Origin of the sequence: Pseudomonas arcuscaelestis (assembly GCF_016881005.1) — a bacterium.
Lineage (GTDB): Bacteria > Pseudomonadota > Gammaproteobacteria > Pseudomonadales > Pseudomonadaceae > Aquipseudomonas > Aquipseudomonas arcuscaelestis.
Map to the genome: position 1 here is coordinate 23,558 of NZ_JACOPV010000017.1, position 18,087 is coordinate 41,644.

Annotated in this window: 15 protein-coding genes; 7 read left to right on the plus strand and 8 right to left on the minus strand. The window is 58.2% G+C overall.

The genetic code is table 11. The features are described from left to right. Positions 1-13 precede the first annotated feature (13 nt). Positions 14-2,182: a TonB-dependent receptor gene (locus H8F21_RS23615; RefSeq protein ID WP_203585441.1), complete on the plus strand. Its 2,169-nt coding sequence runs from the start codon at positions 14-16 to the stop codon at positions 2,180-2,182. Positions 2,183-2,192: 10 nt separating this feature from the next. Next, positions 2,193-3,686, plus strand: a complete 1,494-nt coding sequence (locus tag H8F21_RS23620; protein ID WP_203585442.1) for a PepSY domain-containing protein — start codon at positions 2,193-2,195, stop codon at positions 3,684-3,686. 45 nt (positions 3,687-3,731) lie between these two features. Here the strand turns inward: H8F21_RS23620 and H8F21_RS23625 are convergent, their stop codons facing one another. Further along, on the minus strand, positions 3,732-4,655 hold the full coding sequence (locus H8F21_RS23625; protein ID WP_203585443.1) for a class I SAM-dependent methyltransferase: 924 nt from the start codon (positions 4,653-4,655) through the stop codon (positions 3,732-3,734). A 168-nt stretch (positions 4,656-4,823) separates the two neighbouring features. After that, positions 4,824-5,729, minus strand: a complete 906-nt coding sequence (locus tag H8F21_RS23630; RefSeq protein WP_203585444.1) for a DMT family transporter — start codon at positions 5,727-5,729, stop codon at positions 4,824-4,826. A gap of 130 nt (positions 5,730-5,859) precedes the next feature. On the opposite strand from H8F21_RS23630, the gene H8F21_RS23635 reads away from it, so the two are divergent. Next, a complete protein-coding gene (locus H8F21_RS23635; protein ID WP_136477475.1) occupies positions 5,860-6,297 on the plus strand; it encodes an Lrp/AsnC family transcriptional regulator in 438 nt (145 codons plus the stop codon). An 11-nt stretch (positions 6,298-6,308) separates the two neighbouring features. Here H8F21_RS23635 and H8F21_RS23640 read toward each other — a convergent pair whose 3' ends face one another. The 3 genes from H8F21_RS23640 to H8F21_RS23650 form a co-directional block, all read right to left on the minus strand. Next, positions 6,309-6,971 carry a histidine phosphatase family protein gene (locus H8F21_RS23640; RefSeq protein WP_203475718.1) on the minus strand — a complete coding sequence of 221 codons (663 nt, stop codon included), beginning with the start codon at positions 6,969-6,971 and terminating at the stop codon, positions 6,309-6,311. A 211-nt stretch (positions 6,972-7,182) separates the two neighbouring features. After that, positions 7,183-7,521 carry an FKBP-type peptidyl-prolyl cis-trans isomerase gene (locus tag H8F21_RS23645; RefSeq protein ID WP_203585445.1) on the minus strand — a complete coding sequence of 113 codons (339 nt, stop codon included), beginning with the start codon at positions 7,519-7,521 and terminating at the stop codon, positions 7,183-7,185. Between the two features lie 46 nt (positions 7,522-7,567). Further along, positions 7,568-8,509: a DMT family transporter gene (locus H8F21_RS23650; RefSeq protein WP_203585446.1), complete on the minus strand. Its 942-nt coding sequence runs from the start codon at positions 8,507-8,509 to the stop codon at positions 7,568-7,570. A 154-nt stretch (positions 8,510-8,663) separates the two neighbouring features. Here H8F21_RS23650 and H8F21_RS23655 point away from each other — a divergent pair, with 154 nt between their 5' ends. Continuing rightward, entirely contained in the window at positions 8,664-9,557 is an 894-nt protein-coding gene (locus H8F21_RS23655; RefSeq protein WP_203475721.1) for a LysR substrate-binding domain-containing protein, read from the plus strand. Here H8F21_RS23655 and H8F21_RS23660 read toward each other — a convergent pair. Beyond that, positions 9,550-9,957, minus strand: coding sequence for a GFA family protein (locus tag H8F21_RS23660; protein WP_203585447.1), 408 nt, complete (start codon positions 9,955-9,957; stop codon positions 9,550-9,552). The genes H8F21_RS23655 and H8F21_RS23660 overlap by 8 nt on opposite strands. A gap of 203 nt (positions 9,958-10,160) precedes the next feature. Here H8F21_RS23660 and H8F21_RS23665 point away from each other — a divergent pair, with 203 nt between their 5' ends. The 3 genes from H8F21_RS23665 (at position 10,161) to H8F21_RS23675 (ending at position 16,638) form a co-directional block, all read left to right on the plus strand. Next, positions 10,161-12,182: a hypothetical protein gene (locus tag H8F21_RS23665; protein ID WP_203585448.1), complete on the plus strand. Its 2,022-nt coding sequence runs from the start codon at positions 10,161-10,163 to the stop codon at positions 12,180-12,182. A gap of 386 nt (positions 12,183-12,568) precedes the next feature. Next, positions 12,569-14,656 carry an autotransporter outer membrane beta-barrel domain-containing protein gene (locus H8F21_RS23670; RefSeq protein WP_236043194.1) on the plus strand — a complete coding sequence of 696 codons (2,088 nt, stop codon included), beginning with the start codon at positions 12,569-12,571 and terminating at the stop codon, positions 14,654-14,656. Positions 14,657-14,733: 77 nt separating this feature from the next. Continuing rightward, a complete protein-coding gene (locus H8F21_RS23675; RefSeq protein ID WP_203585450.1) occupies positions 14,734-16,638 on the plus strand; it encodes a hypothetical protein in 1,905 nt (634 codons plus the stop codon). Positions 16,639-16,689: 51 nt separating this feature from the next. Here H8F21_RS23675 and H8F21_RS23680 read toward each other — a convergent pair whose 3' ends face one another. Then, positions 16,690-17,625 (minus strand): 2-hydroxyacid dehydrogenase, encoded by a 936-nt coding sequence (locus tag H8F21_RS23680; protein ID WP_203585451.1) that lies wholly within the window; start codon positions 17,623-17,625, stop codon positions 16,690-16,692. A gap of 45 nt (positions 17,626-17,670) precedes the next feature. Further along, entirely contained in the window at positions 17,671-18,087 is a 417-nt protein-coding gene (locus tag H8F21_RS23685; RefSeq protein ID WP_203585452.1) for a hypothetical protein, read from the minus strand.

Below are 18,087 nucleotides of genomic sequence, written 5' to 3' on the forward strand. Positions count from 1 at the left end.
CAGAGTTCGACTCATGCCCTACTCCTATCACCTTTGCGGTTGCGCGACGCTGCTGTGTGCGCTGTCCTTCAATACCTCGGCACAAGTTCCGTTGACCCTGCCCGACCTGCGCATCGACGGCCGCGCCGAAAACGAAGAGGGCGTGCTCCTCGACACCCCCTCGCAAACCGGCTCGCGCCTGGGCTTGACCCCACGGGAAACACCCGCTTCGGTGAGCGTCGTCAATCGCCAGCAAATCGAACAGCGTGGCGCCCAGACCACCCAGGACATGCTTGCCGGGGTGCCAGGCATGACCGCTGCCTCACCTCCCGGCTCGGCCGGCTCGGTTGCCTATCGCGGCTTTTCCGGGGCACAGATCACCCAGCTGTTCAACGGCATCAGCGTGCAGTACGACGCCATTGCCGCCCGTCCGGTGGACAGCTGGATCTACGACCGTGTCGAAGCCATCGGCGGGCCTTCAAGCTTTCTCTTCGGAGCCGGCGCCGTGGGAGGCTCGATCAACTACATCACCAAGCTGGCCAGCCGCGACGAAGACTTCAACGAAGGACGTATCAAGTATGGCTCCTACGACAGCAGCGAAACCTCGTTTGGCTTCAACCATGCCCTCAATGAGGGTGACGGCATGCGCAATTACGCACGCCTGGACTTCAGCCATACCCACAGCAATGGCTACGTCGACCGTGAGGAACGGGACGCCTGGAGCGTGGCCTTCTCGCTGCTGACCGACATCAACGATCAGCTCTCCCATACCCTGGCGCTGGAGTATCAGAACGAGAGCGTCGACAGCCCCTACTGGGGCAGCCCGGTGCTCAACCCGCTTGGCGGAGAGATGAAGGTCGACGAGAGCCGACGCTTCGAAAACTACAACGTCGAGGACGGCCGCTACGAGCAACGCGTGCGCTGGCTGCGCTCGATTACCGAGTACCGCTTCAACGCCGATACCTCGCTGCGCAACACCCTTTATCACTACAACACCGAGCGCAACTTCCGAAATCTGGAGACCTACGCCTACAGCGCCGACAACAGCAAGGTGAACCGTTCCAACGCGCTGTTGCAGCGTCATGATCAGGAACTTAATGGCAACCGTATCGAACTGCTGCACCAGAACCAGTTGTTTGGCATGGACAGCCAATGGTCGAGCGGCGTTGACTACAGCCACAACGTGCAAACCAACTATCCGCGCTCGGTGACCGGTGTGTTCGACAGCGTCGATCCGGACAACTTCGACCCCGGGCATTTCTACAACTTGAAGGGCATGTTCCCGGGCTACCAGAAAAACCGCCAGAACACCGTCGATACCTGGGCAGCATTTGTCGAAAACCGCCTGCAAATCACCGAACGTCTGTCACTGCTGACGGGCCTGCGCTACGACCATATTGACCTTCAGGTCCACAATTATCGCGTCGTTGATGCCAATAATCCGCGCGACTTCAAACGCATCTACGAACCCACCACCGGACGCGTCGGCCTGGTCTATGAACTGACCCCCGCAGCCAACGTCTACGTGCAGTACAGCACCGCAGCCGACCCACCTGCCGGCATACTTACTACCGCCAGCTTCGCCCAGGTACGCGACTTCGACCTGAGTACCGGAAAGCAGGTCGAGGTGGGCAGCAAGTTCAGTTTTCTCGAAGGACGTGGAGCTGCCACGGTTGCCGCTTATCACATCGAGCGCAAGAACCTGGCCACTGCCGACCCTGCCAACCCTGGCACCACCCAGCCGGTGGGCAAGCAATCGTCACGCGGTATCGAACTGGCGGCGTCGCTGCGCGTCACGCCGAAGCTACTGGCAGAGGGCAACTTCGCCTATGTCGATGCCCAGTACGATGAATTCAACGAGAACGTCGGTGGCACCAGCGTTTCACGCAAGGGCAATACACCGACCAACATCCCCGAGCGCGTGGCGAATTTGTGGCTGATCTACGACATCGACCCCAGTTGGCAAGTAGGCGCCGACAGCCGCTACGTGTCGTCGGTATATGCCGATGCCGCCAATACTCGCCACGCACCTGCCTACACCGTGGTTGGCGCCTTTGTCAGCTACAAGGTCGACGAAGACACGCGTGTCAGCGCACGGGTGCGTAACCTCACCGATGAGGTCTACGCCCGCTGGACCAGTTCGAGCATGCTTTACCTGGGGGCGCCACGCACCCTGGAAGTAGCCTTGCAGACTCGTTTCTAGGACACGATCGATGAAACGCTACCTGTATCTCTGGCATCGCTGGCTTGGCATCGGCCTGTGTCTGTTCATGGCCCTGTGGTTTTTCTCGGGCATGGTCATGCTCTATGTCGGCTATCCAAAACTGACGCAAAAGGAGCGCCTGGCGCATTTACCCGTCCTGCGCCAGGCCGATTGCTGCGTAGACTTGGCCACTGCTTTGCGCGCCGCCGATCCACAGCGCAGCCCGGCGAGCATTCGCCTGAGTACGGTAGCGGGAGAACCGCGCTACCTGTTCAGTTACCCAGGACGCAATAATGTCGCGGTGGATGCTCGCACCGGCCTGCGAGTCGGCTTTACCGAGCCAAAGCAGGCCTTGGCTGCCGCCCACCAGTATGACCCGCTGGCATTGCCCAGCTATCAGGGGCCGGTACAGGAAGACCTCTGGAGCCATTCGCGCGCCCTGGACGCAGACCGACCGTTGCAACGGGTGCAGCTTGATGATGCCGAAGGCACCCTCTTGTATATCTCGGGGCACACCGGCGAAGTGGTCCGCGATGCCAGCTCGCTGGAGCGTGGCTGGAACCTGGTAGGTGCCTGGCTGCACTGGCTGTATCCACTGCGCGGCATCGGCCTGGACGGTTTGTGGAGTAACCTGGTGATCTACCTGTCGCTGGGGGCCACGCTCATGGCCGTCCTCGGCGCGGTGATCGGGGTACTGCGCTGGCGTATCAGAAAACCTTACCGCAGCGGTTCGCGCACGCCTTATCGTGGGTTTGCTCGCTGGCACCATATTGGCGGCTTGCTGTTCGGTGTGCTGGCTATCACCTGGATTTTCAGCGGTCTGATGTCGATGAACCCTTGGCGAATCTTCAGCAGTTCAACGCCTCTGGATACAGCGGCGTACCAGGGTGGACCGTTGCAAGCCAAGGCCTTTGCAATTTCCGCCCCCCAGGCACTTTCGCGCTTTGCCGATGAGGGACTGCTCGCGCGGGAATTGGAGTGGCGCTTGATTGGCGGCCAGGGCTACCTCATTGCACACGGCCGCAGTGGTCGCACCCGCGTACTTTCCATGGCCGACGGGCAAGTGCTTGAACGCTTGCCTGTAGAGGTACTGCAACACGCTGCGCAAGCAATCCGGCCGCAGGGAGCCATGCACAGCGAACAGCTGCAAGCCTATGACTTCTACTACTACGCCCGAGCTGAACACAGCATGCTGGGGCACCTGGAAAAACGCCTGCCGATGCTGCGGGTGCACGTTGATGATCCGCAACAGACCTGGCTGCACCTGGACCCTTACACGGGCGAAATAGTGGCGGTACTGGATCAACCCAAGCGGGCGTCGCGCTGGCTTTTCGCACTGTTGCACAGCTGGGACTGGCTACCGCTGCTGCAACGACGCCCAATCTGGGATGTATGGATGATCGCTTTCAGCGTCGGTGGCATGGTACTGAGTGTCAGCGGCATAGTGCTAGGCTGGCGGCGACTGAGCTCGAAAGCATTGAGCAACACCCGACCTCGCCGGTAGCAACGGGCTGGCCCCGCTCCCTGGCAGTTGTCCGCCGCCCCCCCCCTACTGATGGAACACCAACGCCTTGAGCCCACCTGCCGGATCGATATCGGGAAACTCCGGCGGGTTGGCCAGGCGCTCGACAAACTTCAGCACCGGGGCTTCCTCGGCCATGCCTTCGATGAGAAATTGCGGTCCGATGGCCGGGTCGTTCACGCAGGCCAGCACCGTCCCACCTTCATTCAACAGCTCAGGCAGGCGACGCAGAATCTTGCGGTAGTCCTGGGTCAACACGAAGCTGCCTTTCTGAAAGGTCGGCGGGTCGATGATGATCAAGTCGTACGGGCCGGACTTACGCACCTTGCCCCACGACTTGAACAACTCATGCCCAAGGAAACTCACCCGCCCCACCTCGTGACCATTGAGCCTATGGTTGTCGCGCCCACGACTCAGGGCCGAACGCGCCATGTCGAGGTTGACGACCTGCTCGGCGCCACCAGCAATCGCTGCCACGGAAAAGCCGCAGGTATAGGCGAACAGATTCAATACGCGCTTGCCCGCGGCCTGCTCGCGTACCCAGCGCCGCCCATAGCGCATGTCGAGGAACAAGCCGGTGTTCTGCTTCAAGCCAAGGTCGAGTTGATAGCGCAAGCCGTCCTCATCGATTAGCCACTGCTCGCTGGGTTCGCCCAGCAACCACTGGCCCGGGCTGTCTGGCAGGTAGCGATGCTGAATCAAAATGGCCTGCCCGCTCCAGCATGGGGCCTTGGACAAACCCGCCAACATCTGTTCCAACGCCGGTAATTGGCCTGCGGGCGGCTCGCGAAACAGGGACACCAACAGCACACCTTGCAACCAGTCCACAGTGATTTGCTCAAGCCCCGGCCAGCAACGGCCACGGCCATGGAACAAGCGACGGGTTTCGGCCGGCGCCGGGTCAAGCGCCAGCAGCAAATGTTGCGCGAGGGTGTCGATCACAGAAGTCATGGGCAGATTCAATACGGGAAAGCGCCCTATTCTACCCTGACCACACGCCGTCGGTGAGCCATCTCGAAGGTCGGCAGGCTGGTCTACACTGGCACTCCCTACTTACATTGCGGGACGACCATCATGAGCGAACTGCCGAAGTGGCAGCGCTGATCGATCGCGCAGCCGTCAGTCTGGCTTGACCGCAGCCACCTTCGCCCCAGGCTTGAACCACCAGCCTTGTTGCATGCCGGCGGCGGCCAACAGGATCGCCGCCACGCCCAACCACTGCAGTGGTTCCAGGCGATGACCGAAGGCGAACCAGTCAACCAGGATGGCTGCAATCGGGTAAATGAACGACAAGGCCCCGGTCAAGGCGGTGGGCAGTTTCTGAATTGCGCCATACAGCAACACATACATCACCCCGGTGTGAACGACCCCAAGGGTGATCAGCGAGGCCAGTGCGCCAGCTTCGCTCGGCAAGCCCGAGGTATTGGCCCAAGGCGCCAGCAGCAGGATGCCGGTGCACACCTGGATCAAGGCAATCAGATGAGGTGGTGTGCCGCTGAGGCGCTTGATGACCAATGCTGCAATTGCGTAGAGCAGCGCTGCCCCCAGCGCCAGGCCGATGCCCAGCAGGTAGTCACTGCCGCTGCCACTCTGACTACCGTGGGCACTGACAATTGCCAGCATTCCGATAAAAGACAGGGCAAGCCAGAACACCTTCTGCAGGGTGATTTTCTCGCCGAGAAACACCGCAGCCAGCCCTACCAGCATGAAGGGTTGCACGTTGTATACCGCGGTACCAATGGCAATCGACGCCCGCGAATAAGAGGCAAACAACAACACCCAATTCCCCACGATTGCCACGCCGCTGAGCACCGCCAGGGCGAAGGTCGCCAGCGTCAGAATCCCGGGCTTGAGCAAGCCCAGGGCCACGCAGATAAGCAACAACGTCGCGGCGCCGAACACGCAGCGCCAGAACACCACATCCAGCACCGCCTGTCCGGACACCAGGACGAACCAACCGATGGTCCCCGAAATCAACATGGCGGCGACCATTTCCAGCGAACCACGGCGTATTGAACTGTCCATCACTCACCTCCTCGACAATGGCTAAATTATGCGAGGCACAGGAGCGCCGCTCCAGCGTATAAATCAGGCTAAACTGCCAATCTACCTTTACTATCAAGGCAAATCGTAACCGTCGCCTAACGAGGCTAATATGACCGACGATATCGACCAGTTGTTGATCAAGGCGTTGATGGAAGACTCGCGCCGCTCGCTCAAAGCGTTGGCGCAATTGAGTGGCCTGTCCTCGCCCAGTGTCAGCGAGCGCTTGCGGCGTCTCGAAGAGCGCGGCGTGCTCAAAGGCTACACCGTGGAAATCGATCCACGCTGTTTTGGCTATCAGCTTCAGGCCATCGTGCGGGTGCGGCCATTGCCAGGGCAATTGCAGGTGGTCGAGCGCCAGATCATGGCCATTGCCGAATTCACCGAGTGCGACAAGGTCACCGGTGACGACTGCTTTATCGCACGCCTGCATGTACGCTCGATGGAGCAATTGGACACGTTGCTGGACAAGCTCAACAGCCATGCCGAGACCAACACCGCTATCGTGAAAAAGACGCCGGTAAAGCGACGCCTACCGCCGATGGCCTAAGTGCTGGCGAGCTAGCTCGGGCAGCTGTGCTCGCCATTGTTCAGGCCCTGCTTGTAGTTGCGACTGAGCAGACTGGCTTTGCCATCGTGCCAGGTCAGGGTGAGGACATACATGGAGTCGAAATCGCCGCCATCCCAATCTTCGGTGATGACCTGCTTCTCACCCACAGCCTTGCCAGCCACGGTATTGATCAACTCAGGCAGGTAGCCATGGGACCAGGCGGTGTACACGGTGGCGTTGCGGTATTTGTCTTGAAGCAGTTCGTCAGCCAATTCGCCCGTGTCATTGGCACCGAAGTCGATGTTCACCGGCAAACCGAGTTTGATTGCGCTGGGGCTGATAGTCATCAATGGACGAATGTAACTATAAGCGTCGTCCTTACTGCCCTCTTCAACATGACGAGAAGGGTTGGCAGCAAAGACGTAATCGGCTTTTCCGAACTTTTCCGGCAGCAAGGTGGCCAAGTCCAACGCGCGGTTCAAACCTTGGCAATTGAGCTGTCCGAGACCTTCGCCGGGTTTTTCGGCATGGCGTAGAAACACCAGGGTCTGGATACCGTCCACCGGTTCGGCGCGGCTTTCGACGGCCTCCAGGGCCAGCATGGTCACGCCACCGAGCAAGGCCAAGGAACACAAGGCGTGGCGGTGACGTTTGAACAGGGTCAACAACTTCATGGAGCGGGCTCTTCACGGCAAAAAGGGGGTGAGGCTGACCCGCCTGTGACACGCCGCGGCCGAAGCCGCGGGTGATCCCTGTCTGACGTTCCATCCGTGGAGCGGGCTAACTAAGAGTGCGTCAATCCCGTTTGGTTCGATCCCTGAATGCTCTACCCTGAGCAAGAGTGACTTTAGAGTCGTGGTGTTACCGAATTAAGACAAGGGCGAGTCAATCGTCGCGGGTAAGCACTTCCAGCAACTCGATCTCAAACGTCAGGTTCGAATGCGGGGTTATCGCCCCCATGCTGCGCTCGCCGTAGGCCAGGTGCGACGGCACCACCAGCTTGCGCTTGCCACCTACTTTCATGCCCATAAGGCCTAGATCCCAGCCCTTGATTACCCGCCCGGTGCCAATGACACACTGGAACGGCTTGCCGCGATCATGGGAAGAATCGAATTTGCTACCGTCCTCCAGCCAACCGGTGTACTGGGTGGTAATCAGGGCGCCCTTGACCGCCTCCTTGCCTTCACCCAGTTGGATGTCGGTAATTTGCAATTCGCTTCTCATGCTTGACCTCGTTGACGCGTGGACGCTGTTTCGTGGCAGCCTTTTCTCAAGAATGAACCGGTTTGGCAAGCGTCACTGGGCTGCCATGTTGGCGCATCGACCAACACACGCCGCCAATAACCAGAATGATCGCTGCTGCTTCCAGCACTGTCGGTGGACTTTGCCGCCAGATGAAGGCGTAGAGCAAGGCGAACAAGGTTTCAAAGACAATCAGTTGGCCACTCAAGGTCAATGGCATGCGCTTGGAGGCAGCATTCCAAAGCAATGCGGCCAACCACGAACCGAATACTGCGCAACCCAGGCTATATGCCCAGAACAACCACCAGCGTTCGCCGGGCGCTGCGACCTGCAGTTGCGCAGGCTGCCACAGGGCGATAATGACTACTAATGCCAGGCTGAATACGCCCGTCATCACCCCACACAATACTGACCATTGGTGGCTGTCAAAATGTCCGCACTGCTTGAGATAGCGGCTGTTATTCACCGCATACCAGGTCCAACACGCCAATGCCGCCAGGGCATAGAGCACACCGACGAGTTTGTCGCCTGTCTCGCCCGCTTCAACCGCGAAGGTCTGCAGGTTGATACACAGCATGCCGGCCAAAATCAGCAGCAAAGGCGCAAACAGCTGTTTGAGCGTAACGCCGCCGCTGTCATGGCGACCATACAGGGTGATGGTCAGCGGCAGGACACCAACAATCAATGAGGCCGGTGCCACCCCGAGCCGCTGGATTGCAGCCACCAGACAAATGAAATACAACACGTTGCCGATCAGCGCCAAGCGCCCAAGCATCCACAGGTCAGCGCAAGTCAGTCGACCCACCGCTTTACGCATTGGCACCGCCAATACCAGGGTCACCAGGCCAAACAGTATGAAACGCGCGCAAGTGAGCAGCACTGGACTGAACTCTGGCAACAATTGCGGCCCCATCAGCACCATTCCCCACATCGCGCCGGCTATCCCGGCGTAGGCCACACCCTGTTTCACTTGCCTGCTCCTGTTCGAATATGAGCGCAGGCTATCCTTTGGACCACATCGAAACAAAAGATCATTGGGCATGCAGGCATTCCCAGGGGGAATACCTTTGCGCATCAGGGCTTCGACTCTATGATGTAGCCATTCCTAAAGTCGGATCATCAGCATGAGTCGATTCAGCCGTCACCTGCCTCCATTGGACACTTTGATCGCATTTGAAGCCGTGGTGCGCACCGGCAGTTTCACCCGCGCCGCCAGTGAGCTTTACCTGACCCAAAGCGCTGTCAGCAAGCAGATCAAACTGCTGGAGGAGCATCTTGGCGCAGTACTGTTCGAACGTCGCGCCCGCGGTATCGCCCTGACGTCGGCCGGGGAAGGTTTCAGTGCGATCGTCGAACCGATGCTGGAGAGCCTGCTGAACAATGTGCTGCGCCTTAAAGCCGGTCACAGCAGCCGCAATGTCAGTGTCATCTGCACGCACGCCGTCGCCCAGTACTGGTTGTTCCCGCGATTGCTGCGTTTCAACGAGCAACATCCCGAACTGACCGTGAATATCCATGCCAGTAATGAAATCGGTGAGAGCAATATTGCCAACTACGACTTCGGCATTCTGTATGGCCATGGCCACTGGAGTTCACTGAAGGCCGACAAGCTCTTCGATGAGGCCATATACCCGATCGCCAGCGTCAAACGCCTCCTTCCTGAAGTCGATTCGCTCGAGCAACTGCGAACCTTGCCGCTCATACAACTGGATGCCTCCGCTTGGAACTGCCTGGACTGGCAGGACTGGTTCAGCCACCAGGGCCTTCGTTACCAGGCCCCTGTAGAGGCAGTGACGTTCAATCAGGTCAACCTGGTCTTCGAAGCAGTGCTGCAAGGCATGGGGGTGGGCTTGGGTTGGGAGTTCATGGCACGTGAGCGAATTGAACAAGGGGCAATCCGTCAGGTTTCGGCCTATGTCGTGCACACCGGGCAGGCCGACTATCTGGTGCACGACAAACAGGTGTCCCGATCGCCCGCCGCCCAGGTGTTCGCCGACTGGCTGCTGACGCTCAGTTGAACAGCGCCTCGACTTCGGCGCGGGTCATGGTCGGCGTGTCGTTGGCGAAGCAGTAATAGTTGGGCTTCTCGTCGATGTACACCTGCAGGTCGAAAATCCAATCGGTGTCACCTTGCAGAACGCCGACCGAAACAGAATCGAACTGGCCGTTTTTCAGTCGGTACAAAAGATGTGTGCCGCACTGGCCACAGAAGCAGCGCTCAGCCCATTCGGAAGAGCCATAAACCACCGGCTGACCGGCAGTGAAGGTTACCGGTTGCAAGCAGTGCACGGAAAACAACGGCCCTCCTCCCCACGTACGGCACATGCTGCAATGGCAAGTGCTGACGCTGGCTTTCTCCAGGTTGGCGCTCAGTTTAACGGCACCACACAAACAGCTGCCGTGCATTATCAGAGACATGGTCAGGGCTCCTTGCAGGGAAATGGTAGAGCACAGTCTAGCAGGGGTATCTGCTGCCAAAAGCGCCGTTACTGCGCCATTTAGCGCCCTATACCTAGCATTTTTGTCAGGTTACGAGGGAATGCGCCACGCGTATAAAAGACAGGAGCACCGCAAGAACGAAGACATAAACAACTATCGTGCACTTCTCAAAGGGCCCTGAAATGACCACTCATATTACTCCGCATAGCGGAGAACAATTACGAAGAACCGTCCAACTTGCCAGGCAAGAACGGCTTCGCCAGCAAAATCGCGATATTGGCACGCGAGCGCTTAGTGCGATTGTTTTACCTGACGCGCTGCCTAATGACGAAGGCACTGAAGAGAACCTGATTGAAACAGCCAAGTTATCAGAGGATCTCAACGCCCAAATTTCAACTGCCTGGAATGGAACGGGGCGTTCGAGGCTGCGGGTTTATTTCAACGAAGGGACAACACCATTTTTCAGCCAGGATTATGTGACGACGCCAAGTTTCCCTCTCGCGTTCACCTTACCTTCCAGTAATTTTCAGTCGGATGGGGTTTACAGTCTGCATTACACCTTGCAGAACAATGCAGGGCTCGAGGAGTCGGATCGTATTACATTTACCGTTGATAAAACCGATCCGAATAGAAACATTACACCCGCCGCGCTTCGGTTCAACACTGATCGGATCGATCTGCAGTATCTCACCGATAACAATGGCCTGCCCTTCACCTTACCAGTCTTCTCCCGCCCCCTACCTGGAGACCGTGCGGATATTTTCCTTCTGCCGCCAAATGGCGCATCTGCAGTCCTGGTGGCGCAGATCCCGGCTCGCCCCGTGGCAGGCTTCGACCCAACGACACCAATGGGAGGCATTATTGCCAAAGATAAATTCGTCGATGCCAATGGCGATCCGTTGTATCCCGATGGCGTCCTGCAGTTTTACTATTTTGCCTATTCACGGGCGGGTAATGAAACCCGGCGACCTGCCGACTCTATTCTTTCTGTAGCGTTCAAGCCGTTGCCGACTGGCCTGGCTGATCCGGTAATTCCATTGGCGGTTGAAACGACCCCATTGATCGACCGCGCCGACGCCATTGTCGGTGTCAATGTGCAGATTCCGGCATTTACCAACCATCAACCTAATGACGAAATCACCGTCATCTGGGGCAGCCGTAGCTTGGCGCCTTTTAAAGTCGGCACCAATCCGGTCTTTCCGCTGGAATCGCCACTCATTCCATACACCACTTTACTAAGTGAAGGCACAGAAACCGGAGAAGGCCCGAAAGATGTTACAGCCACCTATCGGGTTCTGCGTGGTCTACTGCCGTTTACCCCACCCGCAGGAGCGACTACGGAGGTAGATCTACGCATTCCAGGCCCGGAAAATCCTGGCCCTGGCCCAGAAAATCCCGCGCTCGGTGAATTAAAGGTGTTTGGCGGTGGTCCTTCGCCGGAAGAGAACAAGATTCGGGTGGAGGACATCAATCTTCCTGTCTCCGTTCGATTACCAGCGTACGCCCCATTAACGGCGGGCGAAGTGTTGCAGGTATTCTGGAACGATAAAGAGGTTCCGAGTGCATCGCACACCGTAATCGGTGACGAGACCGAGTTCGATATTGAGGTGCCCTTCGCGTTTGTCGCCGCGCAAGGCGATGGTCCGCGAATTCCCGTCTACATCCAGTTGACTTCCCCAGCCCTCCCCCCTGGCAATGCGCCAACTACCGTAAAAATCTATGTGGAAGTTGACACTTTTCAATTAGGGGCCATGACCCCGGCAGCATTCCCGGACATGGACGACTTCTTTATGTCTATCGGTTGCTGCGAACGAATCTGGGAAGGGGCTAAACTGCAAGTCCTCGGGGATCCTGTCAACTTTTCGAAAGACGACACTATTACGGTTTATTGGCAAGGCCGGGCCACAGATGACAGCGAGATCCCGGACACTTCAGGAAGCGAAGTATTTACATTAACCGAGCAACAGGCCACTGACGGATTCGAATATCGAATTGCGTTCAGTGAGTTTGTGCAACCCATCGCTGATGTCGACGGACAATTGCATGCTTGGTACACCCTGAAGAAAACCGGTGGGCAGACAGCCACGGCCGACCCCGTCAACACCGGCGTCGCATATGTTATGCCCAGTGGGTGCAAATGCACTGCTGCCGGGGCTTGCGACATTAGTCTCTGCCCGCCAACAGCGAAAAACGCGAATCGCTAGCCGATTTTCATTGTTGAAAAGTCCGCATCGGCATAGGAATTACCCTACATAACGGACGGACATCTCGCCTTATAGTTCTGGACACTTACGCGAGGCCAGGCATTGCCAGCTTTTGCAACGCCTGGCCTCCAATTCATGAGAAAAAGAAGGGACACTCCATGTCAACTCATTGTAAGTTGAAAGCAACTACCAAACTAAGGTTGAGACATGCAATATTGATTGGCCTCGCACTTTCAACCAGCCCTACCGTGGCGGATGAGTTACTTGATGGCGAACAAAAAACACTGCCAGCAGATACCGAGTCAACCAACTACAGTTTGATTAATGGTTCGGTCCTTACGGCGGATTCAAGTAATCTCCTCAACGTTCGCATGACAGACTCAACATTGAATTTCAGTAACGGCAGTGCCGGCACAATTTCCGGTATTGGCGCGACAGTCAACGTCAACAACGGTCAGTTGACTGGCAATGGTCAGTTTGAAGAGGCACTGTCGCTGACGGCAGGTACTGCGACCCTCAGTGGCTCGACCTTGATCAACACCGGCACCGAGGGTGCTGCGATGGCGGTGAACAGCAGCCTCGCCGGGGTAACCTCCTCCGTGCGGGCTACTGACAGCTCTTTACGCGGCGCCGACGAAGCCGTCAGAGTCACTGACCGTAGCTTCCTTGAACTGCGCGATACCACCCTCGACACCAGCTTGGAAACAGGCACTGGCTTGAACCTGTACGCCGCCAGCGCCAGCGCCATTGGCGGCAGAATAGAGGGTGGCCTGCACGGTGTGGATTTCCATACCGGACGCAACGACACTAACGACAGTACACTGACACTGACAGGCACCGCAGTCGTCGGACGCAATGGCTCGGCCATCCGCGTTTCCGAGGGTAGCGCGGCGACAATCGACTTGGTCGACGGCGCCACGCTTGCCGGCAAGAACAATCACATCATTGAAATCGCAGAGGCATCGACAGCGGCAGTCAACACCCGCAACAGTGGACTTCAAGGCAATATCACCGTGGTCGGCAGCAGTGCTGCCACCTTCGCCTTTGATGGCGGGTCGCTGAAGGGCAACATCGATAACGAAGCCGGCAGTACCACCGACGTCAGCTTGAGCAACGGATCTGGACTGACCGGCACGCTGAGCAATGTTTCCAGCCTGACCATCAATGATAGCCAGTGGCAGATGAACGGCGACAGCAGCGTTGGTGCGCTTGCACTCGGCAACGGTACAGTCAACCTCGGAGAAGCGGGAGAGTTCTATCGTCTGTCGATGGAGTCACTTTCGGGCAACGGCACCTTCGTCATGTCCGCCGACTTCTCCCAGCAACAAGCCAGCTTCCTCGACATCAGTGGCACCGCCACTGGCGACCATACGCTGGTGGTACGCAGTACAGGCGCCGACCCACTCGCAGATACCCGCCTACAGGTAATCCATGCCGAAGCGGGCGATGCGCAGTTCGCGCTCGCAGGAGGCACAGCTGATCTCGGCGCCTGGTCGTACAAATTGGTGCAGGACGACAACGGCAAGGACTGGTATCTGGACGGCAGCACTCGCACCGTAAGTCCCGGTACTCGCACGGCCATGGCGCTGTTCAATACCGCACCGACCGTGTGGTACGGCGAGCTTGCCTCCCTGCGCAGCCGCATGGGCGAGCTGCGCTACAGCGATGGCCGCAATGCCGGCGTCTGGATGCGCACCTACGGCAACAAATACAACGTCGCAGATACCTCCGGCGTGGGCTACAGCCAACTCCAGCGCGGTATCTCGTTCGGCGCCGACGCGCCGTTGCCCTTTGGCGATGGCCAATGGTTGGTGGGCCTGCTGGCAGGTCACAGCCGCTCCGATCTCGATCTGACGCGCGGCTCCTCCGGGTCGATAGACAGCTACTATGCCGGCGCCTACACCACCTGGCTCGACGCCAAAAGTGGCTACTACTTCGATGCAGTGCTCAAGTTCAACCGCTATCAAAACAACGCCAAAGTGATGTTCAGCGATGGTGCCCGGAGCAAAGGCGACTATGACAACCATGGCCTTGGCACCAGTGTGGAGTTTGGTCGTCACATCAAATTCGACCAGGGCTACTTTGTCGAACCCTATGCACAATTGTCGGCGGTTTTCGTGCAGTCCAAGGACTACGCGTTAAGCAATGGCCTGGAAGCCGAAAGCGATCAGACCCGCTCCTACCTGGGCAAACTCGGCGCCAGCGCAGGACGTCGCTTCGATCTCGACGAAGGACGCAGCCTGCAGCCCTATGTCAAAGCGGCCTATGCCCATGAGTTCGCCAACAACAACAAAGCACGAATCAACGACAACGTGTTCAACAACGATCTGTCCGGCTCGCGAGCGGAGCTTGGGATCGGGGTTGCAGCACAGCTTTCACGAAGCGTTCAGGTGCATGCCGACTTCGACTACAGCAACGGAAAACATATCGAACAACCTTATGGCTTGAATGTGGGCTTGCGTTATTTCTGGTGATTCAAACCCTGAGCACGGCGTGCTCAGGGTAGCTCAGTGCGCCGCCCCGACAGCCGTGATTCTTCAGGAAATGCATAATGTCCAACACCTACCGCGATGGAACCAGCGCTGCGCTGATTGCTCCCTCGCTCCCCGACACCTTAGCGCCGCTGCCAGGCGAAACCTCGTTTGTGCTACCGGTAGTCAAAAGAGCAGGACCGCTGAAAGTCGTCATCGAGAAAATCTGGCCGGGATACATGGCGCGTAACCGAGTGACCTTCTTCAGAGCGCATCAGGCCATACAGACACTCGAGGTTATCAACCCCGATCCAACTCAGTTCCCCATGACCTTCAACGTTACTCAGATCGCCCTCACCATGGGCGGCCTGCACGAACTGTTCTATACAGTAGAGACTTCAGGCGGGATAAGCACTTCGGATAGCGTCCACCTCGACCTCGACAATATCCCGCCTAACCTGGGAGTGCGCCCCAACTCACTTCAGTTTCCGCTCGAAATTATTGAGCATGGCGTAACTCAGCAGTACCTCGACACCAATGGCGACCGCGTCACCGCAACGGTTACATCCTGGCCTGACATCAAGCTTGGGGATGAACTCTGGTTTTATTTACAGGCCTCGGCCAAAACCGGTAATAGCACGGCCGCTGAAGCAGGACGCAAAATCATCACCGCCTCGGACCTGGCCTTACCTGAGATCGAGGTAGCGTTCGCCGGGGATGTCTTCCGCGCCTTGGGCAAAGTCAATTGTTATGGCTACTACTTCCTCAAGGACCGCGCTGGCAATGAAGGCCCGAACAGCTACGACAGTCCCATCTTCCCGATCCACGTAGACCCGCCACTACACTTGCTGGCACCACAAGTGCCGCTCTACGATCAACATGGCCTCATCGATGAACAGATTGCCCGCACCCCCGTCCAGGTGGTGATCGCGGGGATGACAGGCATTGCTCCGAATGACCAGATCCAGGTTCATTGGGGGGCTGTGGATTTACCATTGCAACCTGTGCTCGACCCGGCGGCAAATCCGCTAGTGCGCTTGAACGTGCCTTATAGGGTGGTTCAAAACGCCGGAGATGGCACGATTCTGGTCAGCTATGACCTTTGGCGCGGCGGCGCCTCTATCGGGCACTCCCCCGCCACCCGGGTACTTGTCGACATCACGCTGCCCGCAGGGCCAGATCCAGACCCGGAAACACCTGAGCATGAAAACCTCATGCTCCCCACGGCCTTGGGCGAAAGCGGCGTACCCAATGTGATTTCGCCCGCAGATCAGGAGCAACCCGCAGAGGTGATCATCGAGTGGTATGGAGCAGATGGAACTGAAGTTTTCATGGTGGGTGACGAAATCGTCGCCAATTGGGCGACGGTCGCCCTGCTGCACACAGTCGATGCAGGGGAAGCCGTTGCCAAACAGCCGCTGCGCCTCCCGATCAGTAGCCCCCAGATCAAGCAAGCAGGGCAAGGCACCCTGCAACTGCGCTACAGCGTAACCCGTGAGTTGCCGGGGCATCCGGGTTATAGCAATACGGTTTATTCAGCCTCGCAGGTTCTCCTGGTCTCGGACGGCACAGAATTACCTGGCGGTGGAGACGAGCTGTCCGCTGGAGACTTTCCCGAGAAGAACCAGAACAATGCAATCAACAACGACGCCGCCATCGATGGCACGCCTTACGAGGTGAAACTGGACTACCGCAATGCCGCAGTAGGCGACATCATCACCTTCAAGTTTCGCGGCCATCTTGGATTTGGCGACGATCCGGCACTGGAGCCCGGCCGACCAATTGCCGGTTCGTACACCGAGGGGCAGCATGTGGTCACCCAGGAAGACCTTGATCATGGCAGTTACGCTTTTACAGTCGAACGTCAGTACCTTGCCGCCATCCGTCAGGCCTCCGCCAATGGTTACCACTGGATCCGCAACTACGCAGGCGAGACACCTGCAGCGTATTACCATGTGTTCGTCGATGTGACCCTAGCCCACTGATGCGTTCATCAACACCGTCGACCACAAAGAGGCCGAACAGCGTCAAGCCACTCAATGAACCGGCGTAAGCACCGGTTCTCCAGCGAAGAACGCCTGCAGGTTGGCCAACACCAAGCTAACGGTGTCGCGCGCAGCCTCAGGCGACTGACCCGCAACATGGGGAGTCAGCACCGTATTGGTCAGGGTCTTCAGTGCAAGGGGAACATCGGGCTCGTCATCGAACACATCCAATGCCGCCCCGGCGATACCGCCCTTTTGCAATGCCTGCACCAGCGCCTCGGTATCTACCACGCTGGCGCGGGCGATATTCACCAGGTAGCCTTCACCGCCCAGTGCTTCGAGCACTCCAGTATCCACCAGATGCTCAGTGCCCGCTCCGCCCGGCGTTGCAACCACCAGTATATCCACGGCTTCAGCCAGCTTCAGCGGGCTTTCGTAAAAGCTGTAGGGCACAGCCTCACGCGGGCTGCGGTTGTGATAGCTGACACGCATGTCAAAGCCTAGCGCCGCACGTTTGGCAATGGCCAGACCAACCGCGCCGAGACCGATAATGCCCATGCGCTTGCCCGATACCGATGGGCTGATCACCCGATTCCATTCGCCTCGTCGGGTACTGGCATCCGCGCGTGGAATGTCTCGCAGCAGCGCAAGCAGCATGGCCATGGCATGGTCGGCCACTGCCGTGGCATTGGCGCCCGCACCATTGGTGACGGTAATGCCCCGGGCTGCAGCGGCGGCAAGATCCACCTGTTCATAGCCGGCGCCGATTACACAGATGATTCGCAGCCCCGGCAATGCGCCGATTTCCGCAGCGGTCAACCCTAATGGACCGCGGGTCAGTACGGCGTCGATTTCGTGGCCGTGGCGGATAACAGCGTCGGCGCGCAGCGGGGGCGTCTGGGCACGAATCAGTCGATAGCCTGCCTGCTCCAGCAAGGGCAGGTAATCGTCAACAGTTTCTACCAGTACCAGGACTGTCTTGCTCATGCCACCCTCCGGATCAATGCGAAGGGGCATTATGCGGGCTTGTGGTTACTGGGCGAAAGCCCGTCCCAAACCACCTGGAACACCACTGCTGTCGGTTTCCTGCCAAGGGCCGTTGAGATTGGTCGACCAGCTCCAACCGTTGTTCCAGCGATAGTAGGTGCGCTGGCGGTAGAACGTGTTGGTCTGGCCTTCGAGCACGTAGACGCCCATGCGCGGATCCCAGTGGCTGGTACCTCCAGGTGGTGGCGCAAAGCTTGCCGAAGTTCGTGGCATGGGCTTGGGCGCCGGGGTAGCGACCGGTGGTTTGCTCGGCACCGTGCTTGGGCGCGGCGCCGGTTGGGTACCGGGTCCCGGCGGCAACCTTTCGATCGGCGGTGTCGTCGGTTCCGAGGGCTGATGAACAGTACACGCACTCAGGCCTACGGCCAGTGAAATAAGGGCAAGGCGAGCGATACTGTTCAT

Excerpts from the sequence above, each read along its gene's own strand:
- H8F21_RS23655 (WP_203475721.1), top strand. The coding sequence starts at position 8,664 with ATGAGTCGATTCAGCCGTCACCTGCCTCCATTGGACACTTTGATCGCA.
- H8F21_RS23640 (WP_203475718.1), bottom strand. The coding sequence starts at position 6,971 with ATGAAGTTGTTGACCCTGTTCAAACGTCACCGCCACGCCTTGTGTTCC.
- H8F21_RS23660 (WP_203585447.1), bottom strand. The coding sequence starts at position 9,957 with ATGTCTCTGATAATGCACGGCAGCTGTTTGTGTGGTGCCGTTAAACTG.
- H8F21_RS23645 (WP_203585445.1), bottom strand. The coding sequence starts at position 7,521 with ATGAGAAGCGAATTGCAAATTACCGACATCCAACTGGGTGAAGGCAAG.
- H8F21_RS23625 (WP_203585443.1), bottom strand. The coding sequence starts at position 4,655 with ATGACTTCTGTGATCGACACCCTCGCGCAACATTTGCTGCTGGCGCTT.
- H8F21_RS23630 (WP_203585444.1), bottom strand. The coding sequence starts at position 5,729 with ATGGACAGTTCAATACGCCGTGGTTCGCTGGAAATGGTCGCCGCCATG.
- H8F21_RS23635 (WP_136477475.1), top strand. The coding sequence starts at position 5,860 with ATGACCGACGATATCGACCAGTTGTTGATCAAGGCGTTGATGGAAGAC.
- H8F21_RS23615 (WP_203585441.1), top strand. The coding sequence starts at position 14 with ATGCCCTACTCCTATCACCTTTGCGGTTGCGCGACGCTGCTGTGTGCG.
- H8F21_RS23675 (WP_203585450.1), top strand. The coding sequence starts at position 14,734 with ATGTCCAACACCTACCGCGATGGAACCAGCGCTGCGCTGATTGCTCCC.
- H8F21_RS23620 (WP_203585442.1), top strand. The coding sequence starts at position 2,193 with ATGAAACGCTACCTGTATCTCTGGCATCGCTGGCTTGGCATCGGCCTG.
- H8F21_RS23665 (WP_203585448.1), top strand. The coding sequence starts at position 10,161 with ATGACCACTCATATTACTCCGCATAGCGGAGAACAATTACGAAGAACC.
- H8F21_RS23680 (WP_203585451.1), bottom strand. The coding sequence starts at position 17,625 with ATGAGCAAGACAGTCCTGGTACTGGTAGAAACTGTTGACGATTACCTG.
- H8F21_RS23685 (WP_203585452.1), bottom strand. The coding sequence starts at position 18,087 with ATGAACAGTATCGCTCGCCTTGCCCTTATTTCACTGGCCGTAGGCCTG.